18 protein-coding genes, 1 tRNA gene and 1 pseudogene are annotated in these 23,820 nt (G+C 71.4%); 2 read left to right on the top strand and 18 right to left on the bottom strand.

What is annotated here, in order from left to right; genetic code table 11:
* The 12 genes and pseudogenes from C6N75_RS17290 to folC all read right to left on the bottom strand — a co-directional run.
* Positions 1–431: pseudogene (locus C6N75_RS17290) on the bottom strand (Rne/Rng family ribonuclease); the annotation flags it as partial.
* Between the two features lie 183 nt (positions 432–614).
* Positions 615–1,397 (bottom strand): TIGR03936 family radical SAM-associated protein, encoded by a 783-nt coding sequence (locus C6N75_RS17295; protein WP_105869804.1) that lies wholly within the window; start codon positions 1,395–1,397, stop codon positions 615–617.
* Positions 1,398–1,796: 399 nt separating this feature from the next.
* Positions 1,797–3,764 (bottom strand): TIGR03960 family B12-binding radical SAM protein, encoded by a 1,968-nt coding sequence (locus C6N75_RS17300; RefSeq protein WP_105869805.1) that lies wholly within the window; start codon positions 3,762–3,764, stop codon positions 1,797–1,799.
* 67 nt (positions 3,765–3,831) lie between these two features.
* Positions 3,832–5,352 carry a CYTH and CHAD domain-containing protein gene (locus C6N75_RS17305; RefSeq protein ID WP_105869806.1) on the bottom strand — a complete coding sequence of 507 codons (1,521 nt, stop codon included), beginning with the start codon at positions 5,350–5,352 and terminating at the stop codon, positions 3,832–3,834.
* Positions 5,353–5,493: 141 nt separating this feature from the next.
* On the bottom strand, positions 5,494–6,690 hold the full coding sequence (gene rodA / locus C6N75_RS17310; RefSeq protein ID WP_105869807.1) for a rod shape-determining protein RodA: 1,197 nt from the start codon (positions 6,688–6,690) through the stop codon (positions 5,494–5,496).
* Positions 6,691–6,696: 6 nt separating this feature from the next.
* Entirely contained in the window at positions 6,697–8,886 is a 2,190-nt protein-coding gene (gene mrdA, locus C6N75_RS17315; RefSeq protein WP_105869808.1) for a penicillin-binding protein 2, read from the bottom strand.
* A gap of 85 nt (positions 8,887–8,971) precedes the next feature.
* Entirely contained in the window at positions 8,972–9,640 is a 669-nt protein-coding gene (mreD, locus tag C6N75_RS17320) for a rod shape-determining protein MreD (protein WP_105869809.1), read from the bottom strand.
* A gap of 4 nt (positions 9,641–9,644) precedes the next feature.
* The gene (gene mreC / locus C6N75_RS17325) at positions 9,645–10,670 is read right to left on the bottom strand and encodes a rod shape-determining protein MreC (RefSeq protein WP_105869810.1); all 1,026 of its coding nucleotides are present in this window, start codon (positions 10,668–10,670) and stop codon (positions 9,645–9,647) included.
* A gap of 135 nt (positions 10,671–10,805) precedes the next feature.
* A complete protein-coding gene (locus C6N75_RS17330; protein ID WP_105869811.1) occupies positions 10,806–11,825 on the bottom strand; it encodes a rod shape-determining protein in 1,020 nt (339 codons plus the stop codon).
* Positions 11,826–12,152: 327 nt separating this feature from the next.
* Positions 12,153–12,566, bottom strand: a complete 414-nt coding sequence (gene ndk / locus C6N75_RS17335) for a nucleoside-diphosphate kinase (protein WP_105869812.1) — start codon at positions 12,564–12,566, stop codon at positions 12,153–12,155.
* Between the two features lie 99 nt (positions 12,567–12,665).
* Positions 12,666–13,025, bottom strand: coding sequence for a DUF4233 domain-containing protein (locus C6N75_RS17340; RefSeq protein WP_105869813.1), 360 nt, complete (start codon positions 13,023–13,025; stop codon positions 12,666–12,668).
* Between the two features lie 5 nt (positions 13,026–13,030).
* A complete protein-coding gene (gene folC, locus C6N75_RS17345) occupies positions 13,031–14,560 on the bottom strand; it encodes a bifunctional tetrahydrofolate synthase/dihydrofolate synthase (protein WP_105869814.1) in 1,530 nt (509 codons plus the stop codon).
* 149 nt (positions 14,561–14,709) lie between these two features.
* Here folC and C6N75_RS17350 point away from each other — a divergent pair, with 149 nt between their 5' ends.
* Positions 14,710–15,129 (top strand): VOC family protein, encoded by a 420-nt coding sequence (locus C6N75_RS17350; RefSeq protein WP_105869815.1) that lies wholly within the window; start codon positions 14,710–14,712, stop codon positions 15,127–15,129.
* An 84-nt stretch (positions 15,130–15,213) separates the two neighbouring features.
* Here C6N75_RS17350 and C6N75_RS17355 read toward each other — a convergent pair whose 3' ends face one another.
* Positions 15,214–17,835 carry a valine--tRNA ligase gene (locus C6N75_RS17355; RefSeq protein WP_105869816.1) on the bottom strand — a complete coding sequence of 874 codons (2,622 nt, stop codon included), beginning with the start codon at positions 17,833–17,835 and terminating at the stop codon, positions 15,214–15,216.
* 137 nt (positions 17,836–17,972) lie between these two features.
* Here C6N75_RS17355 and C6N75_RS17360 point away from each other — a divergent pair, with 137 nt between their 5' ends.
* Positions 17,973–18,950, top strand: coding sequence for a hypothetical protein (locus tag C6N75_RS17360; protein ID WP_105869817.1), 978 nt, complete (start codon positions 17,973–17,975; stop codon positions 18,948–18,950).
* A 76-nt stretch (positions 18,951–19,026) separates the two neighbouring features.
* Here C6N75_RS17360 and clpX read toward each other — a convergent pair whose 3' ends face one another.
* The 5 genes from clpX to C6N75_RS17385 form a co-directional block, all read right to left on the bottom strand.
* Positions 19,027–20,310, bottom strand: coding sequence for an ATP-dependent Clp protease ATP-binding subunit ClpX (clpX, locus tag C6N75_RS17365; RefSeq protein WP_105869818.1), 1,284 nt, complete (start codon positions 20,308–20,310; stop codon positions 19,027–19,029).
* Between the two features lie 154 nt (positions 20,311–20,464).
* Positions 20,465–21,139, bottom strand: coding sequence for an ATP-dependent Clp protease proteolytic subunit (locus C6N75_RS17370; protein ID WP_105869819.1), 675 nt, complete (start codon positions 21,137–21,139; stop codon positions 20,465–20,467).
* A gap of 53 nt (positions 21,140–21,192) precedes the next feature.
* On the bottom strand, positions 21,193–21,810 hold the full coding sequence (locus C6N75_RS17375) for an ATP-dependent Clp protease proteolytic subunit (protein ID WP_105869820.1): 618 nt from the start codon (positions 21,808–21,810) through the stop codon (positions 21,193–21,195).
* 252 nt (positions 21,811–22,062) lie between these two features.
* Positions 22,063–23,460, bottom strand: a complete 1,398-nt coding sequence (tig, locus tag C6N75_RS17380; RefSeq protein WP_105869821.1) for a trigger factor — start codon at positions 23,458–23,460, stop codon at positions 22,063–22,065.
* Between the two features lie 165 nt (positions 23,461–23,625).
* Positions 23,626–23,702 (bottom strand) — tRNA-Pro (locus C6N75_RS17385).
* Positions 23,703–23,820 lie beyond the last annotated feature (118 nt).

Consider the following 23,820-nt stretch of genomic DNA (forward strand, 5'->3'; position numbering starts at 1 on the left):
ACCCGCAAGGCCACCGCGCCGGCCGGCGCGGTGGCCTTGCGGGTGGCCCGGCGGCGGGTGCGCGGCGCGGGGGCCTCCTCGGCGGCCTCGGCGCTCTCGTCGGCGTCCGCGCTCGGCGCGGCGCTCTCCTCGGCGGCGGGCGGCGGACCGGCGGCGGCGGTGGCCTTGCGGGTGGCGCGGCGGCGGCGCGGCGCGGGGGCGTCCTCGGCGGGCGTCTCGGTGGCGAGGGCGTCGGCGCTCGCGGGAGCGGCGGCGGGCTCGGCGGTCACCTCGGCGGCCTCGGCGGGGGCGGCTCCGGTCGGCGGGCCGGCCGGGCGGGACGCGGCACGGCGACGGCGGCGCGGGGGCAGCGTGTCGCTGGGCGAGTTCCCGTCGGTGCTGTTCTTGTCCTCGTTGGCGCCGGCGGTGCCGGACTCGTTCACTTCGCGCATGCGGGCGGTTCTCCCGTCACGCTCCCGGGCGCCGCGTCAGGCGCGGGCGCCGCACGGGAGCTGATGTGTTGGCTCGCCGGTTCCGTACGCCTTCTGCGCAGGCCTGGCGAAAGTCTCCTGTGGGTGTGCGCGGCCGGACCCAGGTGGCTCCCGAGTGCCTGGGCCGCGCGGTGACGGCCGTCCCTACGCGGGACCCGCACCTGCCGGCTCCGGGGCGGCGGCGGATCCGGCGGCCGTGGGTGGGGCGGCCAGGACTGCCTCGCGGTCGGGCGCGAGCGGGTCGGTCACCGTGCCGGACTCCTCGTCGAAGAGCCCCTGCGCCAGCCTGGTCACCGCTGCGGGGACCGGCGGCGCCAGGTCGGCCACAGCTCGGAGACCGGACAGGACGTCGTCGGGTCGAACGGCGGGTGTCGCGTGCCGAACAACCAGCCGCAGTATCGCACAAGGGCCCTGGTCCGGCCTATCGGACGGGGCCGGTGCGGCTTCCAGCCCGGCCACGGCGGCCCGGGCGTCGAACGCGCGTACCCCGTTCTTGGTGGTACGCCGTACCTCGACGGTCTCGGCCGCGAGGAAATCCGCGACGGCCTGCGCCGCCTGCTCGTGGGCCACCCCGGTCAGCCTCAGCTCCCACACCGAGGCGGTCAGCCGGTCGGCGAGGCCGGAGGTGCGGGCCTCCACCGCGTCGGTGATGTCGAGGCCGGGCGGCAGCGACTCGTCGAGCAGCAGCCGCAGCGCCTCGGGGTCGCGGCGGGCGGTGAGGGCGATCTCCAGGTACTCGGCCTCGGAGCCGGTGCCGGTGGGCGCCGCGTTGGCGTACGAGACCTTGGGGTGCGGGGTGAAGCCCGCCGAGTACGCCATGGGCACCTCGGCGCGCCGCAGCGCCCGCTCGAACGCGCGCTGGAAGTCGCGGTGGCTGGTGAACCGGAGGCGGCCGCGCTTGGTGTAGCGCAGTCGGATGCGCTGCACCGCCGGTGCCGGCGGCGGGCCTACGGGCTGTCGCTTGCCCAGTGGTTCTTCTCCTCGGTGCGGGGCGGGCGCGGGTGGCGCACCGCCCACGAAGCTTGGCGGCCCCGGGGGCCCCGTCCGGCTCACCCCCGCACCACCTGGGCGAGGAGATCTCGGCGACGGGTCCGCGCCGGGAGCGTCTGTCCTACCCAGAGTACGCCCGGCCCCGCCGAACAGTTCCCCGGGCTGCGTTCCGCCTGGTCGAAGCGGTGCACCCGGGTGACGCCCGGCCGCACTGCTCCCCTGCCGCCTACCCGTCCCGGGCGGCGGGTATGTCAGCGGGCCGCGCACGCGCCGCCGCCCCTCCCGCCGGGCAGGGCGGAAGGGGCGGCGGGAACGCGGCGGGAAGGGTCCCGGGCGCTACTTGACGACCGTCAGCGGCAGGAGCTTCCTGCCGGTGGGGCCGATCTGGATGGAGGTGTCCATCTGCGGGCAGACGCCGCAGTCGAAGCACGGGGTCCAGCGGCAGTCCTCGACCTCGGTCTCGTCGAGGGCGTCCTGCCAGTCCTCCCAGAGCCAGTCCTTGTCGAGGCCGGAGTCGAGGTGGTCCCAGGGCAGGACCTCCTCGTAGCCGCGCTCGCGGGTGGTGTACCAGGCGAGGTCGACGCCGTGCTCGGGCAGGGCCTTGTCGGCGCAGGCGATCCAGCGGTCGTAGCTGAAGTGCTCGCGCCAGCCGTCGAAGCGGCCGCCGTCCTCCCAGACGGCGCGGATGACGTCGCCGACCCGGCGGTCGCCGCGGGAGAGCAGCCCTTCGATGATGCCGGGCTTGCCGTCGTGGTAGCGGAAGCCGATGGAGCGGCCGTACTTCTTGTCGCCGCGGATCTTGTCGCGCAGCTTCTCCAGGCGGGCGTCGGTCTCCTCGGCGGAGAGCTGCGGGGCCCACTGGAAGGGGGTGTGCGGCTTGGGCACGAAGCCGCCGATGGAGACGGTGCAGCGGATGTCGCCGGAGCCGGAGACCTCGCGGCCCTTGGCGATGACGTTCATCGCCATGTCGGCGATCTGAAGGACGTCCTCGTCGGTCTCGGTGGGCAGCCCGCACATGAAGTACAGCTTCACCTGCCGCCAGCCGTTGCCGTAGGCGGTGGCGACCGTGCGGATCAGGTCGTCCTCGGAGACCATCTTGTTGATGACCTTGCGCATCCGCTCGGAGCCGCCTTCGGGGGCGAACGTCAGTCCGGAGCGGCGGCCGTTGCGGGTCAGCTCGTTGGCGAGGTCGACGTTGAAGGCGTCCACCCGGGTGGAGGGCAGCGAGAGGCCCACCTTGTCCTCGGTGTAGCGGTCGGCCAGCCCCTTGGCGATGTCGCCGATCTCGGAGTGGTCGGCGGAGGAGAGCGAGAGCAGGCCGACCTCCTCGAAGCCGGTCGCCTTCAGGCCCTTGTCGACCATCTCGCCGATGCCGGTGATGCTTCGCTCCCGCACGGGGCGCGTGATCATGCCGGCCTGGCAGAAGCGGCAGCCCCGGGTGCAGCCGCGGAAGATCTCCACGGACATCCGCTCGTGCACGGTCTCGGCGAGCGGGACCAGCGGCTGCTTGGGGTAGGGCCACTCGTCGAGGTCCATGACGGTGTGCTTGGAGACCCGCCACGGCACGCCGGAGCGGTTGGGCACGACCCGGCCGATCCGGCCGTCGGGCAGGTACTCGACGTCGTAGAAGGCGGGGATGTAGACGCCGCCGGTCCTGGCGAGGCGGAAGAGGACCTCCTCGCGGCCGCCGGGGCGGCCCTCGGCCTTCCAGGCGCGGATGATCTCGGTCATGTCGAGCACGGCCTGCTCGCCGTCGCCGATGACCGCCGCGTCGATGTAGTCGGCGATCGGCTCGGGGTTGAAGGCCGCGTGGCCGCCGGCCAGCACGATCGGGTCGTCCACCGTGCGGTCCTTGGCCTCCAGCGGGATGCCGGCGAGGTCCAGCGCGGTGAACATGTTGGTGTAGCCCAGCTCGGTGGAGAAGCTGAGGCCCAGCACGTCGAAGGCCCGGACCGGGCGGTGGCTGTCGACCGTGAACTGGGGGACGCCGTGCTCGCGCATCAGCTCCTCCAGGTCCGGCCAGACGCTGTAGGTCCGCTCGGCCAGCACACCGGGGCGCTCGTTGAGCACCTCGTAGAGGATCATGACGCCCTGGTTGGGCAGCCCCACCTCGTAGGCGTCCGGGTACATGAGCGCCCAGCGGACATCGCACTCGTCCCAGGGCTTGACGGTGCTGTTCAGCTCACCGCCGACGTACTGGATGGGCTTCTGCACGTGCGGGAGCAGGGCTTCGAGCTGCGGGAACACCGAAGCGGCGGCCTCGGCGGACGACGGCACGGCGGAAGCAGACGACTGGGAAGACATCGGGAACCTTCGTGGACGGGCAGGGCGACTCACCAGCGTACCCGCGATCGGGGGCGCCCGTTCGCCGTCACAGCGTGCGCAGGCTGCTGCCGCGTCCCCGCTCGGCCGTCTCGGCCCAGACCTGCGGCAGGGCGCGTTCGACGCGTTCGGCCTCCGCCTCCTCACGGCCGTACAGCAGGCCCCAGGTGAAGGCGGTCTCGCCGGCCGCGTGGGCCTTGATCGCGAGCTGCCGGATCTGGTCGCGGGCGACCACGCCGTCCTGGTGGTCGCCGAGCAGCTTCTGCACGCCCTTGACCGCCTTGGCCAGCTTCTTCGCGGGCTTGCCGAGGGCGGGGCGGGCGGCCTCCGCCGCGTACCGGGCGCGCTTGGCGGCCTTGCGGGCCTCGTGCAGGGCCACGTCGCGGTCGTGGCCGGCGGGGGTGGCCAGCGCCGCGTCGACGCGGCGGGCGAGGCGGTCGAAGTCCTTCAGGACGGCCTTGGCCAGGACGGGCCGGGCGTCCTTGCGGGCCGGGCCCCGGAGGGGCGGGTCGGCGAGGAGGGCGTGCAGGGCGTCGAGCAGACGGGTGTAGCGGTCGCCGTCCAGGACGGCGAGGGTGTGGGCGTGCGAGGAGGTGCGGCCGGCCGCGGACCAGGCGGTGAGGCGGGCGCGCGCCGGGCCCAGCAGCAGGGGGACGGGGACGGCGTCGAGGTGGGCGGTGAGGCGTTCGGTGAGGACCTCGTGGTCGCGGTCGGCCCCCAGCTCCCCGGCCAGCCACTTCAGCTCGTCGCCCAGGGGCGCGGTGGCGGCCGGGTCGAGGACCTTCTTGTACGTCTTGAAGGCGCTGCGCATCCGGCGGGTGGCGACCCGCATCTTGTGCACGGAGTCGGGCAGGTCGCGGCGTACGGCGGGGTCGTAGGCGGTCAGGGCCTGGACCTGCTCGTGGAGGTAGGCGAGGACCCGGTCGCCGGCGGTGTCGCCGGCGGGCGCGGAGTGGTCGGGGGCGCGGCGGCCGGTCTCGGCCAGCGCCCGGGCCAGCTTGGAGGGGGCGTCGGAGGCGGTGATGCCGGCCTTGCGGAGCTTCTTGTGCACGGCGTCCAGCAGGGCGGGGTCGCCGCCGTCGGCGAGTTCGACCTCGATCTCGGTCCAGGCGGCGGCGGTGACCTTCTTGCCGCCGAGCCGCTGGGCGCGGACGCTGTCGGTGGCCAGCTCGGCGAGCAGGCTGCCGTCCTCGGCGAGCAGGTGGCGGATCTCGCGGTGGGAGCGCAGGCGCACCAGGGGCGCGAGGGCGGCGTCGCGGGTGCGGGCGCGGACCAGGGCGGCCAGCTCGTCGGGCACGTCCTCGGCGAGCGGGGCGTGCACCTCGTCGCGTACGCCGGGGGCGACGGGCAGCTTGAGGTGCCAGCCGGCGTCGGCTCCGCCGGTGCGGCGGCGCAGGGTGACGCCGGCGGCGGCCAGCCGCAGGTCGGCGGTGTCGTGGTAGACGGCGTCCAGCTCGGCGGCGCCCGCGTCGTGGACGCGGGCGATGCCGGCGGTGCCGGTGAGGTCGGGCAGGGCCGTGCCGGGGGCCGCCTCGTACTTCCGTTCGATCTCGCGCCTGGTGTCCGCCATGGACGTAAAGGTGCCCCCGGGGCGGCTTCCCATGCCGTCCCGGGGGCGTCGCGGTCGCTGTTCGGGCTGTGCCGCGGTGCCCCCGGGGCGGCTTCCCATGCCGTCCCGGGGGCGTCGCGGTCGCTGTTCGGGCTGTGCCGGTCAGGCGCTCATCGGGCGTTGCACCCGGATGGACTGGAGCAGTCCGATCGCCACCCACACGGCGAACATCGCGGAGCCTCCGTAGGAGACGAACGGCAGCGGCAGTCCGGCGACCGGCATGATCCCCAGCGTCATCCCGATGTTCTCGAAGGACTGGAAGGCGAACCAGGCGATGATGCCGGCGGCGACGACCGTCCCGTACAGCTCGGTGGTCTCCCGGGCGATCCGGCAGGCCCGCCAGAGCACCACGCCGAGCAGCAGGATGATCGCGCCGCCGCCGATGAAGCCCAGCTCCTCGCCGGCGACGGTGAAGATGAAGTCGGTCTGCTGCTCGGGCACGAACTGCCCCGTGGTCTGGTGGCCGTTGAACAGCCCCTCGCCGTAGAGCCCGCCGGAGCCGATGGCGATGCGGGCCTGGTTGGTGTTGTAGCCGGCGCCGGCCGGGTCCAGCTCGGGGTTGGCGAAGGCGGCGAAGCGGTTGATCTGGTACTGGTCCAGCACGCCGAGCGCGGCGACCGCGACCGCCCCGGCGACGCCCGCGCCGATCAGGCCGAAGATCCAGCGGTTGGAGGCGCCGGAGGCGAGCAGCACGCCGAGCACGATGACGACCATGACCATCACCGAACCGAGGTCCGGCATCAGCATCACGATGGCCATGGGCAGGATCGCGATGCCGAGGGACTTGGCGACGGTGCGGTGGTCGGGGTGGAGCTGGTCGCCGGCGTCGACCTTGGCGGCGAGCAGCATCGCCATGCCCAGGATGATGGTGACCTTGACGAACTCCGAGGGCTGGAGGGAGAGTCCGCCGACCTTGATCCAGGCGTGCGCGCCGTTGATGGTGGCGCCCAGCGGGGTGAGCACCAGCAGCACCAGCAGCACCGAAAGGACGTACAGCACCGGGACGGCGCCGCGCAGGGTGCGGTGGCCGAGCCAGATGGTGCCGACCATCAGGGCCAGGCCGATGCCGGTGTTGAGGGCGTGGCGGAAGAGGAACGAGTAGGGGTCGCCGCCGTTGAGCTGGGTGCGGCCGCGGGTGGCGGACCACACCAGCAGGCAGCCGAGCACCGACAGGGCCAGCGAGGCGCCCAGCAGCGGCCAGTCCAGGCGGCGCACCAGCGAGTCGCGGGCGGTCATCCGCGTCCAGGCGCCGCCCTTGTCGGGGGCGTAGCGGGGGATGGAGAAGTTGTTGGCGGTCATCGCGCCTCAGTCCCTCCGGTTCAGGGGCGTGCCGGCGAGCGGAGGCGGCCCGGCGAGCTGCTCCTGCCCGCCCTCGACCTTCTTGGAGGGGGTGTACGGGGCGATGGGCGGGGCCTCGATGGTGCCGTCCGGCAGGACCTTCGGCAGGGTCTTCTGCGGTCCGGGCAGCAGGGCGCGCTTGAGGTCCTGGTTGCCCTCGTCGTCCAGCCCGTACAGGGCGTCGTAGATGTTGCGCACGGCCGGTCCGGAGGCGCCGGAGCCGGTGCCGCCCTGGGAGATGGTCATGACGATGGTGAAGTCGTCGGTGTAGGTGGCGAACCACGAGGTGGTCTGCTTGCCGTAGACCTGGGCGGTGCCGGTCTTGGCGCGCATCGGGATCTTGTCCTGCGGCCAGCCGCCGAACCGCCAGGCGGCGGTGCCGCCGGGCTCGACGACCGAGCGCAGGCCCTTGTCGAGGTCGGCGATGGTCTTGGCGTCGACCGGCAGCTTCCCGTGCGGCTGCGGCTTGATCTCCTCGATGCTCTTGCCGTCGGGGCTGATCAGGGCCTTGCCGACGGTGGGGTCGAAGAGCGTGCCGCCGTTGGAGATGGCGGCGTAGGCGGTGGCCATCTGGATGGGGGTGACCAGCACGTCACCCTGGCCGATGGCGTAGTTGATGCTGTCGAACGCCTTGAGCTGGTTGCCCTCCAGGCAGCTCTCGTAGGCGATCTGCTGGACGTAGTCGCCGCCCTTCTTGCCCTGCTTGCACCACACGTCCTTGTTGGCCTCCCAGAAGGACTGCTTCCACTTGCGGTCCGGGATGCGGCCCTTGACCTCGTTGGGCAGGTCGATGCCGGTCTCGGCGCCGAGCCCGAAGTCGTGGGCGGTGCGGTAGAACCAGTCGTGGGCGTCCTTCTTGGGCTTCAGCCCGCCGTCCCGCTGCCACTCCTGGTGGCCCAGGCGGTAGAAGACGGTGTTGCAGGAGAACTTGAGCGCGTCGCCGAGCGAGATGGGGCCGTGGCCCTGGGACTCGAAGTTCGCGAAGCTGCGGCTGCCCAGGCTGTAGGAGCTGGAGCAGTCGTAGCGGCCGTCGAAGTCGTAGCCGGCCCGTACGGCGGCGCTGGCGGAGACCACCTTGAAGATCGAGCCGGCCGGCGCCTGGCCCTGGATGGCCCGGTTCAGCAGCGGGTAGTTGGAGTTCTTGCCGGTGAGCCGGGCGTACTCCTTGCCGGAGATGCCGCCGACCCAGGCGTTGGGGTCGTAGTCGGGCTGGGAGGCCATGGAGACGATCCGGCCGGTCTTGGACTCCATGACGACGACGGCCCCGGAGTCGGCCTCGTAGGGCCGGCCGGTGATCTTGTCGGTCTCCTTGCGGACCACCTTCATCGCCTGGGCCAGCTCGTACTCGGCGACCGCCTGCACCCGGGCGTCGATGGAGGTGACCACCGAGGAGCCGGGGCGGCCCGGGTCGGACTCGGCCCGGCCGAGGACGCGGCCCATGTTGTCGACCTCGTAGCGGGTGACGCCGGCCTTGCCGCGCAGCGCCTTGTCGTAGGTGCGCTCCAGGCCGGAGCGGCCGACCATGTCGGAGCGCAGGAACGGCGAGTCGCTGTCCTTGGCCTTCTCGATCTCGCCGTCGGTGACGGGCGAGAGGTAGCCGAGGACCTGCGAGGTGCGGGACTTGCCGGGGGCCGGGTAGCGGCGTACGGCGGTGGGCTCGGCGGTGATGCCGGGGAAGTCCTCGGCCCGCTCGCGGATCTGGAGGGCCTGCTGGGTGGTGGCCTCGTCGGTGACCGGGATGGGCTGGAAGGGCGAACCGTTCCAGCAGGGCTGCGGGGTCTCGGCGTCGCAGAGCCGGACCTTGTCCGTCACGTCCTTGGGCTTCATCTTCAGCACGCCGGCCAGCTTGGTGAGGACGCCCTTGCCGTCGTCCTTCATCTTCATCAGCTCGGTGCGCGAGGCGGAGACCACCAGGCGGGTCTCGTTGTCGGCGAGCGGGATGCCGCGGGCGTCCAGGATGGAGCCGCGCACGGCGGGCTGGACGACCTGCTGGACGTGGTTGTTCTTCGCCTCGTCCGTGTACTCCTTGCCCTGCCGGATCTGGAGGTACCACAGGCGCCCGCCGAGGGTGAGCAGCAGCGAGAAGACCAGCACCTGGATGACGATCAGGCGGATCTGCACCCGCGGGGTCCGGCCGGTCTCGGGGATGTTGGTCATGGCGCGGTGGCCCCCTCGCCTGTGGTGGTCGCCTTGTTCACGGTGGCCGTCGCGCTTACCGGACGCCCTACGGTGGCCGTCGCGCTCACAGCCGCTTGACGCCCTTGATTCGGCCGGCCCGGGCGGCGCGGTTGCGGGCGGCCTTCAGCCGCAGCCCGCCGCGCTGGTCGCCGATGCGCAGCCCGGTGCCGAAGGCGCTCCAGCCTCCGGCGACGTCGGCGCCGGAGGAGCCGGTGGACTCGGCGAGCGGGTCGCTGTCGGCCCGCCGGGCCAGCGCCATCACCAGCGGCACGGTGAACGGGGCCAGCAGCAGGTCGTAGACGACGGCCGTCAGCAGCAGCGAGACCAGGCCGACATGGCGGGCGGCGGTGTCGCCGACCAGGGCGCCGACGCCCGCGTACAGCAGGGTGGAGCCGACCGCGGCGAGCACCACCATGGCCATCGGCACGGTGATGGAGCGCAGTTGTCCGGTGGGCGGCTTGGCGAGCCCCACGACGTAGCCGACGACGCACAGCACCAGGGCGTAGCGGCCGGCGGCGTGGTCGGCGGGCGGGGCGAAGTCGGCGAGCAGCCCGGCGGCGAAGCCGACCAGGGCGCCGGTGACGTGCCCGTACACCAGGGCCAGCCCCACCACGGTGAGCAGCAGCAGGTCGGGCACCGCGCCGGGCAGTTGCAGCCGGGCGAGGACGGAGACCTGGAGGACGAGGGCGACGAACAGCAGGGTCGCGGAGAGCAGGATCCGGTTGACGCGCATGGCCTTACTCATCCCCCGCCGGGTCGGTGTCCGCCGGCTGGTCGGCCGGGTCGTTCTCGTTGCGGGCCGCCGGGTCCTGCGGCTGGGCGTTCGGCGCCTCGGAGGGGCCGCCGCTGGGTCCGGCGGTCGGCGTCGGGGTCACCGTGACGGTGACGGTGGGCTCGGGCTTGGGCTTCGGCGGCAGCACCGTGTCGCGCGGGTCGGTACGCGGGGCCTGGACGACGACGCCGACGATGTCGAGCTTGCTGAAGGAGGCGTACGGGCGGACGAAGACGTTCTTGGTGAGTTCGCCGCCGGAGGGGTCGACCCGGACCACCTCGCCGACCGGCACGCCGGCCACGAACGGCCTGTCGGCCTGCGAGCCGAAGGTGACCAGCCGGTCGCCGGGCCTGACCCGGGCCTTGCCGTTGAGGAACTGCACCGACAGCGGCCGGTCGCCCTGCCCGGTGGCGAAGCCCAGTTCGTCGGTGCGCTCCATCCGGGTGCCGACGGTGAAGTCCGGGTCGTTGGCGAGCAGCACGGTGGCGGTGGAGGGGCCGACGGTGGTGACCCGGCCGACCAGTCCGTCGCCGTTGATGACGGTCATGTCCCGCTTGATGCCGTCGTCGGCGCCGGCGTCGAGGGTGACGGTCCAGGAGAAGCCCTGCGCGGCTCCTATGGCGACGACCTCGGCGGCCTTGATGCCGTACTGGCCGGCGCCGGCCCTGCGCAGCAGGTTGTCCAGTTCGCGGACCCGGCTGCGGTTGCGGTCGTCGCTGCCGAGCCTGGTCTTCAGGGCGGCGTTCTCGCGCTCCAGCGCGGCGATGCGGTTGTGCCGCTCGCCCGAGTCTCGGACGGCCGCGATGGCGTTGCCCACCGGGTCGACGGCGGACGCGACACCGGTCTCGACCGGGCCGAAGACCGTGGCGGCGGCCCGCCGGGCCCCGTCGACGGGTGACTCCTCACCGCCGCGGATGTCCACCGTGATCAGTGCGAACGCGATGACGACCAGCAGCACCAGGAGCAGCCGGCTCTCTCGTGTGTCCCTCACGCGGGCGGCCGTGCCTTCCTCGTAGCGATGTGTATGCCGTTATACCAACCGCCGGCCGAAGCCGCCGGTCGGGCGGGCCCGGCACGGGGCCCGCCCGGATGGACGGGCCCCGCAGCCGGGGTCGGGGCCGGACGCCTACCGGCGGGGCTGGGCGTCCAGCACCTGCTGGAGCGCCTCGAACTCCTCGACGCACTTGCCGGATCCGAGGGCGACCGAGTCGAGCGGGTCCTCGGCGATGTGGATCGGCATGCCGGTCTCCCGGCGCAGCCGCTCGTCCAGGCCGCGCAGCAGCGCGCCGCCGCCGGTGAGCACGATGCCCCGGTCCATGACGTCGCCGGACAGCTCCGGCGGGCACTTGTCCAGGGTGGTCTTGACCGCGTCCACGATGGCGTTGACCGGCTCCTCGATGGCCTTGCGCACCTCGGCGGCGGAGATGACCACCGTCTTGGGCAGCCCGGAGACCAGGTCGCGGCCGCGGATCTCGGTGTGCTCGTCGGTCTCCAGGTCGTACGCGGAGCCGATGGTGATCTTGATCTGCTCGGCGGTGCGCTCGCCGAGCAGCAGGCTGTACTCCTTCTTGATGTGCTGGATGATCGCGTTGTCCAGCTCGTCGCCGGCCACCCGGATGGACTGTGCCGTGACGATTCCGCCGAGCGAGATGACGGCGACCTCGGTGGTGCCGCCGCCGATGTCCACGACCATGTTGCCGGTGGCCTCGTGGACGGGCAGGCCCGAGCCGATGGCGGCGGCCATGGGCTCCTCGATGATGTGCACCTGGCGCGCCCCGGCCTGGGTGGACGCCTCGATCACGGCGCGGCGCTCCACTCCGGTGATGCCGGAGGGCACGCAGACCACGACGCGCGGGCGGGCCAGGTAGCGGCGCTTGTGGATCTTGAGGATGAAGTAGCGGAGCATCCGCTCGGTGATCTCGAAGTCGGCGATCACGCCGTCCTTCAAGGGCCGCACGGCGACGATGTTGCCGGGCGTGCGGCCGATCATCTTCTTCGCTTCGGCGCCCACCGCCAGGATGCCGCCGGTGTTGGTGTTGATCGCGACGACGGACGGCTCGTTCAGGACGATGCCGCGGCCCCTCACGTACACCAGCGTGTTGGCGGTCCCGAGGTCGACAGCCATGTCACGGCCGATGAACGACATTGAGTTCCCCTTGTTTCCCATGAGGATGCGTCGGACCTCCCCAGTCAGAGCTTGACGGCTTCTCAGGTCGGCGAGGTGGTGGGTGGTGTGAACGCGGAGATTCCATCGTAGTGCCGCCCGCCGGATCCCGGCGCGGTGGCCCGCCTCCGCACACCTCTGTACAGGTGACACCTCTGTACAGGTGACGAGGCATCGGACCGATGCGTTCCCTTCGGTCGCGTTCATATGCCGAAGGGCGACCGAAATTCCTTCGGTCGCCCCAGGCGCAGAGCGCGTATGGCGGATACGACGAGCGCAACCGCCGCTGATACCCGATCAGAAAACGGATCAGGAAAGACCGGGGAAGAAAATCTTCAGTTCCCGAATGGCGGACTCCTCGGAGTCCGAGGCGTGAATCAGGTTCTCCCGGACGATGGTGCCGAAATCACCCCGGATGGACCCCGGCTCCGCCGCGATCGGGTCGGTCGGACCGGCCAGACGGCGTACGCCCTCGATCACCCGCTCGCCCTCGACCACCAGCGCCACCACCGGCCCGGACTTCATGAAGGCGACCAGCGGCTCGTAGAACGGCTTGCCCTGGTGCTCGCCGTAGTGCTGCTCCAGCGTGTCCTGGCCGAGCGTGCGCAGCTCCATCGCGGCGATGGTCCAGCCGGCCTTCCGCTCGATCCGGCCGATGATCTCCCCGATCAGCCCGCGGCGGACGGCGTCGGGCTTGAGCAGGACGAGGGTGCGCTGGGACATGTGCGGCGGCTCCTTGGGAGGGGTGCGGTGCGGTGAGCTGAGGCTACAGGGCGGCCAAGCGGCCGCTTGTACGGGGCCGGGCCGGGCCTCGCCTCGGGGTCAGGCGCCGGCGCTCCCGGCCCCGGCGGCCTCCTGGGCGGCCCAGCGGGCCTTGGCCTCGTCGATCCTGCGGCCGAAGTGGATCGAGGCCCACCACAGCCCGGCGAACACCGCCCCGAGGAAGAACATCAGCGGGACCACGAAGCCGCTGGCGATCAGCGCGACCTGGAGCGCCCAGCCCAACGGGACGCCGCCGGGACGGGTGAGCATCCCGCACAGCAGCACGCTGAGCGCCATCAGCACCCCGCACACCGTCCAGACCGTGCCCATGGCCAGGGTGTCGTCCTTCATCGCCACCAGGCCGGCGAACCCGATCACGAAGAACTCGCCGATCAGCGTGGACGCGCAGAGCGTACGCACGGACCTCAGCCCCTTCCGAGCAGCAGCCGGGCCTCGCCGACCGTGATGACCGAACCGGTGACGAGCACGCCCGCTCCGGCGTACTCGTCCTCCTCCTCCGCGAGGGTGATCGCCGCCTCCAGCGCGTCGTCGAGGCGGGGCTCGACCACCACCCGCTCGTCGCCGAAGACCTCGACGGCGAGGGCCGCCAGCTCGTCGGCGTCCATCGCCCGCGCGGTGGAGTTCTGCGTGACGACCACCTCGGCCAGGATCGGCTCCAGCGCCTCCAGCAGCCCGCGCACGTCCTTGTCGCCGCTGGTGCCGACGACCCCGACGAGCCGGGAGAAGGAGAACGCCTCGCGCACCCCGTCCGCGGCGGCCTGCGCGCCGGCCGGGTTGTGCGCCGCGTCCAGCACGACGGTGGGGCTGCGCCGGACGACCTCCAGCCGGCCCGGCGAGGCCACCGTGGCGAACGCCCGGCGGACCGTCTCCATGTCCAGCGTCCGGCCGTCCTGGGCGCCGACGCCGAAGAACGCCTCCACCGCGGCCAGCGCCAGCGCCGCGTTGTGCGCCTGGTGCGCGCCGTACAGCGGGAGGAAGACCTCCTCGTACTCGCCGCCCAGCCCGCGCAGGGTCAGCAGCTGCCCCCCGACGGCCACCTCGCGGGCGGTCACGCCGAACTCCATGCCCTCCCGGGCGACCGTGGCGTCCGCCGCCACGGCCCGCTTCAGCAGCACCTGCGCCGCGTCCACCGGCTGCTGGGCCATGACGACGGTGGCGTCCGCCTTGATGATCCCAGCCTTCTCAGCGGCGATCTCGCCCGGCGTGGAGCCGAGCCGGTCGGTGTGGTCCAGGCTGATCGGGGTCACCACGGCCACCGATCCGTCGATGACGTTGGTGGCGTCCCAGGTGCCGCCCATGCCGACCTCGACCACCGCGACGTCCACCGGCGCGTCCGCGAAGGCGGCGTACGCCATCCCGGTGAGCACCTCGAAGAAGGAGAGCCGGTGCTCCTGGGCCGCGTCGACCATCTCCACGTACGGCTGGACGTCCCGGTAGGTCTCCACGAACCGCTCGTGGCTGATCGGGGCGCCGTCCAGGCTGATCCGCTCGGTGACCGACTGCACGTGCGGCGAGGTGTAGCGGCCGGTGCGCAGGTCGAACGCGGTGAGCAGGGCCTCGATCATCCGGGCCGTGGAGGTCTTGCCGTTGGTGCCGGTGATGTGGATGGAGGGGTAGGAGCGCTGCGGCTCGCCCAGCACGTCCATCAGGGCCGCGATCCGGCTGACGGACGGCTCCAGCTTGGTCTCGCCCCAGCGGCCGGCCAGCTCGGCCTCCACTTCCCGCAGGGCCTTGTCCACCTCGGGGTCGGCCGGGCGGGCCGGCACCGGCTCGGCCTGCGGCGGCCCGGCCTGGGCGCGCAGCGTCCGGCTGCCGGCCTCGATCACCGCCAGGTCGGGGTCCCGGTCCGTCTCGGCGGCCACGATCTCGTCGAAGTCGTCACCGGGACCGTGGTCGGAGGTGCTGTCGCTGGGCTCGGGGGGCTGCTCGCTCACGCCCTCAGTCTACGAAAGCGGACCCGCCCCTCTTCCCCTCCCCTTTTCCGTCACCGGCGGCGATGAGTTTCCGGCCGGACCCCGGTCTGTATGGGTGTACGAAGCACGGCAGGGCGGACGCCCTGGCACACGGACGGGACGGAGCCCCGATGTACCAGCAGATGATCTTCCCCAACCTCCCCGTGGCCGACATCGAGGTGTCGAAGAAGTTCTTCACCTCGCTCGGCTACCCGCTCAACGAGCAGTTCAGCGACGAGCACACCGCCTCGGTCGTGGTCAGCGACCACATCGTGATCATGCTGCTGGAGAAGCCCAAGTACGCCGAGTTCACCACCAAGGCCATCGCCGACGCCGACACCAGCGAGGTGCTGCTCGCGCTCAACGCGGAGAGCCGCGAGAAGGTCGACGAGATGCTGGACAAGGCGATCGCGGCCGGTGCCAAGGAGACCCGGGACGCCCAGGACCTCGGCTTCATGTACGGCCGCGCCTTCGACGACCCGGACGGCCACACCTTCGAGATCTTCTGGATGGACCCGGCGGCCGTCGAGGGCGGCCCCGAGCAGGGCTGAGCCGGCCACCGGCACTCCGGTACGACGACGGGCCCCGCACCTTCTCACCGGTGCGGGGCCCGTCCTCGTACGCCTTCACAGCGCTCAGACCTGCGGCAGCGTCTCCAGCTGGCGGGTGATCCGGGCGATGTCGTCGTCCGCGCCGGCCAGCCGGGTGCGGATCTTCTCCACCACCTGGTCGGGGGCCTTGGCCAGGAAGGCCTCGTTCCCCAGCTTGGCGGTGGCCTGGGCCTTCTCCTTCTCGGCGGCGGCGAGGTCCTTGGTGAGGCGCTTGCGCTCGGCGGCCACGTCGATGGCGCCGGAGAGGTCCAGGGCGACCGTCGCGCCCGCGACGGGCAGCGAGGCGGTGGCGGCGAAGCCCTCGCCCTCGGGCTGGAGGCGCAGCAACTGGCGGATCGCCGTCTCGTGCCCGGCCAGCCCGGTGTCGCCCAGCTCGAAGCGGGCCGGGACCTTCTGGCCGTCCTTGAGCCCCTGGTCCTTGCGGAAGCGGCGGACCTCGGTGACGACCTGCTGGACCAGCGCGATCTCCCGCTCGGCGGCCTCGTCGCGGAAGCCGCCGTCCTTCGGCCAGTCGGCGATGACCAGCGACTCGCCGCCGGTCAGGGCCGTCCACAGCTTCTCGGTGACGAACGGCACGACCGGGTGCAGCAGCCGCAGGGTGACGTCCAGGACCTCGCCGAGGACGCGGGCGGAGACCTTCGCCTGCTCGCCGCCGGCGAAGAAGGTGGTCTTGGACAGCTCGACGTACCAGTCGAAGACCTCGTCCCAGGCGAAGTGGAACAGCGCGTCCGACAGCTTGGCGAACTGGAAGTCCTCGTAGAGGGCGTCCACCTCGGCCACGGTGGCGTTCAGCCGGGAGAGGATCCAGCGGTCGGTGGCGGTCAGCCGCTCCGGCTCCGGCAGCGGGCCCTCGACGGTGGCGCCGTTCATCAGGGCGAACCGGGTGGCGTTCCAGATCTTGTTGGCGAAGTTCCGGGAGGCCTGCACCCAGTCCTCGCCGATCGGCACGTCGATGCCGGGGTTGGCGCCGCGGGCCAGGGTGAAGCGGAGCGCGTCGGAGCCGTACTCGTCCATCCAGTCCAGCGGGTTGACCGCGTTGCCGAAGGACTTCGACATCTTCTTGCCGAACTGGTCGCGGACCATGCCGTGCAGGGCGATGGTGCGGAACGGCACCTGGCCGTCCATCGCGTACAGGCCGAACATCATCATCCGGGCGACCCAGAAGAACAGGATGTCGTAGCCGGTGACCAGGACGGAGTTCGGGTAGAACTTCGCGAGGTCCGGGGTCTTCTCGGGCCAGCCCATGGTGGAGAACGGCCACAGGCCGGAGGAGAACCAGGTGTCCAGGACGTCGGTGTCCTGGTGCCAGCCCTCGCCGCTCGGCGGCTCCTCGTCGGGCCCGACGCAGACGACCTCGCCGTCCGGGCCGTACCAGACCGGGATGCGGTGGCCCCACCACAACTGCCGCGAGATGCACCAGTCGTGGAGGTTGTCGACCCAGTCGAAGTACCGCTTCTCCATCTCCTGCGGGTGGATGGCGACCCGGCCGTCGCGGACCGCGTCCCCGGCGGCCTGGGCGAGCGGGCCGACCTTGACCCACCACTGCATGGACAGCCGCGGCTCGATGGTGGTCTTGCAGCGGGAGCAGTGCCCGACGGAGTGCTTGTACGGGCGCTTCTCGGCGACGATCCGGCCCTCGGCGCGCAGGGCGGCGACGACGGCGCTGCGCGCCTCGAGCCGGTCCAGGCCCTGGAAGGGGCCGTGCGCGGTGATGACGGCGCGCTCGTCCATGACCGAGAGGTTGGCCAGCCCGTGCCGGCGGCCGATCTCGAAGTCGTTGGGGTCGTGCGCCGGGGTCACCTTGACCGCGCCGGTGCCGAACGACGGGTCGACGTGCTCGTCGGCGACGACGGGGATGCGGCGGCCGGTGAGCGGCAGTTCGACCTCGGTGCCGACCAGGTGCCTGTACCGCTCGTCGTCCGGGTGGACGGCGACGGCGGTGTCGCCGAGCATCGTCTCGGCGCGGGTGGTGGCGACGACCAGCGCGGCGTCCCCGTCGCCGTACCGGATGGAGACCAGCTCGCCGTCGTCCTCCTGGTACTCCACCTCGATGTCGGAGATGGCGGTCAGGCAGCGCGGGCACCAGTTGATGATCCGCTCGGCGCGGTAGATCAGCTCGTCGTCGTAGAGCCGCTTGAAGATGGTCTGGACGGCCTGGGACAGGCCCTCGTCCATGGTGAAGCGCTCACGGGACCAGGCGACGCCGTCGCCGAGGCGGCGCATCTGGCCGGAGATCTGGCCGCCGGACTCGCCCTTCCACTGCCAGACGCGCTCGACGAACGCCTCCCGGCCCAGGTCGTGGCGGGACTTGCCCTCCTTGGCCAGCTCGCGCTCGACGACGTTCTGGGTGGCGATGCCGGCGTGGTCCATGCCGGGCTGCCACAGCGTCTCGTAGCCCTGCATCCGCTTGCGGCGGGTGAGGGCGTCGATCAGCGTGTGCTCGAAGGCGTGGCCGAGGTGCAGGCTGCCGGTGACGTTGGGCGGGGGGATGACGACGGTGTACGCGGGCTTGTCGCTGCTCGCGTCCGCGTCGAAGTAGCCCCGCTCCACCCAGCGCTCGTACAACTGCCCCTCTACGTCGGCCGGCGCGTACTGGGTCGGCAGTTCGGGGGCGGTCGGCGGGTGCTGGCTTGAGTTCTCGGTCACGGGCCCAGTTTAGGGGTGTCCCGACGGCGTCCTGAAACGGGATTGTTCGGTAACGGTCCCACCCCCGCCGTGCCGTGCGGACACGCTTTCGGCCAGGATGTGAGCAACGCATAAGCATTCGGAGGGGGACCCCTTTCATGAGCACCAACCAGCCGGGTCCGTACGGCGGGCAGCCCGGGCAGCCCGGCCCGTACGGTCAGCCCAACCCGTACGGCCAGCCGCCCGCCCAGCCGCCGCAGCCGGGCTACGGCTACCCGCAGGCGCCTCAGGGCGTGCCCCCGCAGGCGGGCTACGGCTACCCGCAGGGCGCTCCCCCGCAGCAGCAGCCGGGACCGTACGGGCAGCCGCAGGCCCCCGGCCCCTACGGGCAGCCCCAGCCGCCGTACGGCGCCGGTCCCGGGCAGTACCCGCCGCCTCCGCCGTCGGGCGGCGGCGGCAAGAAGACCGGCGTGATCCTGGGCGCGGTCGCGGTGGTCGCGGCGATCGCCGTGGGCGCGTACTTCGTCTTCGGCAGCGGCGGCGCGGACATCGCCGACGACGGCCCGCACAAGCTCACCACCCCGGCGACGGTGCTGGGCGAGTACAAGAAGGACACCTCGTCCGGCTCGTCCTCGAAGGACGACGACGAGATGCTGAAGAACGCCGAGCAGTGGGGCGTGAAGGACGCCAAGGACGTCAGCGCCAACTACCAGGCGGGTGACGAGTCCAACCCGCTCGCCGGCAAGCTGATCACCTTCGGCGGCGTCTACGGGCAGATCGAGGACCCGGAGAAGGTCGTCGACGGCTTCTTCGCCTTCATGAAGACCAAGGCCGCCACCGAGAGCGACGACGACATGAAGATGACCTTCGCCGGCGAGCCGGAGGAGTACAAGCCGGCCGGCTTCGAAGGCGCCGTGCTCAAGTGCCAGCAGGGCAAGGGCACTCCGAAGGACGGCGCCAGCGGGCAGGGCCCCAAGGAGATCAACCTGACGCTGTGCGCGTGGGGCGACCACAGCACCATGGCGATGGTGATGCCGCTGACGATGGCGGACGTCCTGGCCGGCAAGGCATCCACTCCCGAGGCCGCCGCCGAGATCGCGGCCAAGCTCCGCAAGGAGGTCCGCGTCAAGGCCTGACGGCCCGCGGCACGACACGAAAGGGCGCCGGGAGGCGGTTCCGCTGCGAACCGCTCCCGGCGCCCTTCTCGGTGGCTTACGCCGACTTCTCGTGCGGCCCCTGGTCCTTGACGACGCGGGGCACGAGGGTCGGGTTGACGTTGCTGTGCACGACGTCCTCGGTGATGACGACGCGGGCCACGTCCTTGCGGGAGGGGACCTCGTACATCACCGACATCAGGACCTCCTCCATGATGGCGCGCAGGCCGCGCGCGCCGGTGCCGCGGAGGATGGCCTGGTCGGCGATGGCCTCCAGGGCGGGGCGGTCGAAGTCCAGCTCGACGCCGTCGAGTTCGAAGAGCCGCTGGTACTGCTTGACCAGGGCGTTGCGCGGCTCGACCAGGATCTTCAGCAGGGCCTCGCGGTCCAGGTTGTGCACCGAGGTGATGACCGGGAGGCGGCCGATGAACTCGGGGATCATCCCGAACTTCACCAGGTCCTCCGGCATGACCTCCTGGAACTGGTCGCTGGCCTCGATCTCCCGCTTGGAGCGGATGGTCGCGCCGAAGCCGATGCCCTTCGCGCCGGCCCGCGACTCGATGATCTTCTCCAGTCCGGCGAACGCGCCGCCCACGATGAACAGGACGTTCGTCGTGTCGATCTGGATGAACTCCTGGTGCGGGTGCTTGCGTCCGCCCTGCGGCGGCACCGAGGCGGTGGTGCCCTCCAGGATCTTCAGCAGGGCCTGCTGCACGCCCTCGCCGGAGACGTCCCGGGTGATCGACGGGTTCTCGCTCTTGCGGGCGACCTTGTCGATCTCGTCGATGTAGATGATCCCGGTCTCGGCCTTCTTGACGTCGTAGTCGGCCGCCTGGATCAGCTTCAGCAGGATGTTCTCGACGTCCTCGCCGACATAGCCCGCCTCGGTGAGCGCCGTGGCGTCGGCGATGGCGAACGGGACGTTCAGCATCCGGGCCAGGGTCTGGGCGAGCAGCGTCTTGCCCGAACCGGTCGGGCCGAGGAGCAGGATGTTGGACTTCGCCAGCTCGATCGCGTCGTCCCGGCCCTGCGCGCCGCCGTTCTCGCCGGCCTGGACGCGCTTGTAGTGGTTGTACACCGCGACGGAGAGGGCCTTCTTCGCGGGCTCCTGCCCGACGACGTACCCCTCCAGGAACTCGTAGATCTCACGCGGCTTGGGGAGTTCCTCCCACCGCACCTCGGAGGTCTCGGCGAGCTCCTCCTCGATGATCTCGTTGCACAGGTCGATGCACTCGTCGCAGATGTACACACCTGGGCCCGCGATGAGCTTCTTCACCTGCTTCTGGCTCTTTCCGCAGAACGAGCACTTGAGCAGGTCGCCGCCATCACCGATGCGTGCCACGAGGTGCTTCCCCTTCGCCTGGGAGCGGCCTGGTGCAGCCGCTCCTGGTGCCTCTATCCGACGGTACCTTGCCCAAGCCCGTGTTCGGGCCCCCCTCGGCACGGTTCAGGCACACCGGGTGTGGCTGAACCGCGCCGAGGGAGCGCCGTCGGGGTCAGGCAGCCGCCCCGGTGGTGCTCTTGCGGGTCGACACGATCTGGTCGACCAGGCCGTAGGCCAGGGACTCCTCGGCCGTGAGGATCTTGTCGCGCTCGATGTCGTCGCGGATCTTCTCGATCGGCGTGCTGGAGTGCTTGGCCAGCATCTCCTCGAGCTGGGTGCGCATCCGCAGGATCTCGTTGGCCGCGATCTCCAGGTCGGAGAGCTGCTCGCGGCCGGTGCCGCCGGACGGCTGGTGGATCAGCACGCGGGCGTTGGGCAGCGCCATCCGCTTGCCGGGGGTGCCGGCGGCCAGCAGCACGGCGGCGGCCGAGGCGGCCTGGCCCATGCAGACCGTCTGGATGTCCGGCTTCACGAACTGCATCGTGTCGTAGATCGCGGTCAGCGCGGTGAACGAGCCGCCGGGGCTGTTGATGTAGATGGAGATGTCGCGGTCCGGGTCCATCGACTCCAGGCACAGGAGCTGCGCCATCACGTCGTTGGCGGACGCGTCGTCGATCTGCACGCCGAGGAAGATCACGCGCTCTTCGAAGAGCTTGGCGTACGGGTCGTACTCGCGGACGCCCTGGGAGGTGCGCTCGACGAACCGGGGCACGATGTACCGGTTGTCCACCTGCGGGCCGGAGTAGAGGCCGCTCGCGGGGAAGTTGCTCATTGGGGTGTTCACCATCCTGGTGGCGTTCGGCGGGCTGAGGCTTGGGGTGGGACGCTGCGGCGTACGGCTCAGGCGCCGGTGCCGCCACCGCCCGGAACGCCCGCGGCGGCGGACATGATGTCGTCGATCAGGCCGTACTCCTTGGCCTCCTCCGCGGTGAACCAGCGGTCGCGGTCGCCGTCGCGGATGATCGTCTCCATGGTCTGGCCGGAGTGGCGCGCGGTGATCTCGGCCATCCGCTTCTTGGTGCGGAGCAGGTACTCGGCCTGGATCTTGATGTCCGAGGCGGTGCCGCCGATGCCGGCGGAGCCCTGGTGCATCAGGATGTCGGTGTTCGGCAGCGCGAAGCGCTTGCCGGGGGTGCCGCCGGTCAGCAGGAACTGGCCCATCGAGGCGGCCATGCCCATGCCGATGGTGACCACGTCGTTGGGGATGTACTGCATGGTGTCGTAGACCGCCATGCCGGCGGTCACCGAGCCGCCGGGGCTGTTGATGTACAGGTAGATGTCCTTGCTGGGGTCCGCGGCAAGGAGCAGCATCTGCGAAGTGATCTTGTTGGCGATCTCGTCGTCGACCTGCTGGCCGAGGAAGATGATGCGCTCGCCGAGCAGCCGGTTGTAGACATGGTCGCCGAGGCCGCCACCGATGGACGGCTCACCCGCGGCGTAAGGCTTCAGATTCGTCACGTATCCACCTGCTCGTCTCCGACGGCACGGGCCGTCTCAGCGTCGTACGTACTGGGCGGGTATGTGCCTGCCCTCGTATTCATGGACCCTAACGCGCTGGTCGGCAGCCGCCATCCCGGTTCCCGAACTGTTCGCTGGGAGCGCAAGGTAGGCCGCGGCGCGGGCCCTTGGCGCCCGGGCGGGCGCGGACGCGACGGGCCCGGCCGCACCACCGGGGTGCGGGCCGGGCCCGTCGCCGTACGCCGTGCCGGGTCACTCGGACTTGTCGGCGGCCTTCTCGTCGTCGGCGGCCGGGGCGTCCTCGGCCGAGGCCTCGGCGGCCTCGGCGGCCTCGTCGTCCTCGTCGCTCAGGTCGACGGCCTCGCCGTTGGTGTCGACGACCTTCACCGCGTCGACGACCACCGCGAGCGCCTTGCCGCGGGCGACCTCGCCGACGAGCATCGGCACCTGGCCGCCCTCGACGACGGCCTGCGCGAACTGGTCGGGGCTCATGCCGGAGGAGGCGGCGCGCCGCATGAGGTGCTCGGTGAGCTCCTCCTGGCTGACGTTGAGCTTCTCCTTGTTGACCAGCTCGTCCAGGACGAACTGGGTCTTGATGCCCTTGACCGCCTGCTCGCGGGTCTCGGCGTCGAACTCCTCGGCGGTCTTGCCCTGGATCTCCAGGTACTTGTCGAGGTTCAGGCCCATCTGGCCGAGCTGGTGGTGCTCCAGGTTGTGCTTGCGGGTGTTGACCTCGTCCTCGAGGAGCTTCTCGGGGATCGGCACCTCGGCCAGCTTCAGCAGCTCGTCCAGGACGCGCTCCTGGGCCTGGGTGGCCTGGTCGTACTGCTTCATGTTCTCCAGGCGCTTGCGGCTGTCGGCGCGCAGCTCCTCGAGGGTGTCGAACTCCGACGCCATCTGGGCGAACTCGTCGTCCAGCTCGGGCACCTCGCGGGCGGCGACCGCGGTGACCTTGACGGTGACCTCGGCCTCCTTGCCCTCGGCGGAGCCGCCCTTGAGGGTGGAGGTGAAGGTCGCCTCCTCGCCGGCGGACTTGCCGGTGACGGCCTCGTCGACGCCGTCCAGCAGCTCGCCGGAGCCGATGGTGTACTGCACGCCCTCGGCCTGGCCGTCGGCCAGCACCTCGCCGTCGACCTTGGCCTCCAGGTCGAGGGTGACGACGTCGCCCTCGGCGGCGGCGCGCTCGACCGGGTTGGTGGAGGCGAAGCGGTCGCGGAGCTGCTCGACGGACTTGTCCACGTCCTCGTCGGAGACCTCGACGGCGTCGACGGTGACCTCGATGCCGGAGTAGTCCGGGATCTCGATGGCCGGCCGGATGTCGACCTCGGCGGTGAAGGCCAGCAGCTCGCCGTCCTTCAGCTCGGTGATGTCCACCTCGGGCTGGCCGAGCGGGTTGACCTCGGCCTCGTTGACCGCGTCGGTGTAGAAGCGCGGGAGGGCGTCGTTGACGGCCTCCTCCAGGACCGCGCCGCGGCCGAACCGCTGGTCGATCACGCGAGCCGGGATCTTGCCCTTGCGGAAGCCCTTGACCGTGACCTGCTGGTTGATCTTCTTGTACGCCGCGTCGAGGCTGTCCTTGAGCTCCTCGAAGGGCACCTCGACAGTGAGCCGAACCCGGGTCGGGTTCAGGGTCTCCACGGCGCTCTTCACGGTTCGGTCTCCTTGGTGGCTGATTCTGGGGTTCTGCCACGCCGCCTGGAAGGCGGCTGCGGCGGATTCGGCCCGGTCAGAGAGACACACGGGCACGCAGCTTGCATAGTAACCGCAAGCAGGGAGGGGCCCACAACGCGATCAAGGGACGGCCCGGGACGGGCGTGGTCGGGGTGGCGGGATTTGAACCCACGGCCTTCCGCTCCCAAAGCGGACGCGCTACCAAGCTGCGCCACACCCCGTCGGTGCGACACGTAGGGTACATGCCCGGAGACCCGCCGTCGGCACGTTTCCGCGGCACGGCGGGTCTCCGGGCATGTACCCTACGTGTCGCACCGACGGGGTGTGGCGCAGCTTGGT

The organism is Streptomyces solincola (assembly GCF_002982015.1).
Classification (GTDB): Bacteria; Actinomycetota; Actinomycetes; order Streptomycetales; family Streptomycetaceae; genus Streptomyces; species Streptomyces solincola.

Coding starts and splice junctions, on each gene's coding strand:
- C6N75_RS17300 (WP_105869805.1), bottom strand. CDS start 3,764: ATGTCTTCCCAGTCGTCTGCTTCCGCCGTGCCGTCGTCCGCCGAGGCC.
- C6N75_RS17305 (WP_105869806.1), bottom strand. CDS start 5,352: ATGGCGGACACCAGGCGCGAGATCGAACGGAAGTACGAGGCGGCCCCC.
- rodA (WP_105869807.1), bottom strand. CDS start 6,690: ATGACCGCCAACAACTTCTCCATCCCCCGCTACGCCCCCGACAAGGGC.
- mrdA (WP_105869808.1), bottom strand. CDS start 8,886: ATGACCAACATCCCCGAGACCGGCCGGACCCCGCGGGTGCAGATCCGC.
- mreD (WP_105869809.1), bottom strand. CDS start 9,640: ATGCGCGTCAACCGGATCCTGCTCTCCGCGACCCTGCTGTTCGTCGCC.
- C6N75_RS17330 (WP_105869811.1), bottom strand. CDS start 11,825: ATGTCGTTCATCGGCCGTGACATGGCTGTCGACCTCGGGACCGCCAAC.
- ndk (WP_105869812.1), bottom strand. CDS start 12,566: ATGTCCCAGCGCACCCTCGTCCTGCTCAAGCCCGACGCCGTCCGCCGC.
- C6N75_RS17350 (WP_105869815.1), top strand. CDS start 14,710: ATGTACCAGCAGATGATCTTCCCCAACCTCCCCGTGGCCGACATCGAG.
- C6N75_RS17360 (WP_105869817.1), top strand. CDS start 17,973: ATGAGCACCAACCAGCCGGGTCCGTACGGCGGGCAGCCCGGGCAGCCC.
- C6N75_RS17370 (WP_105869819.1), bottom strand. CDS start 21,139: ATGGTGAACACCCCAATGAGCAACTTCCCCGCGAGCGGCCTCTACTCC.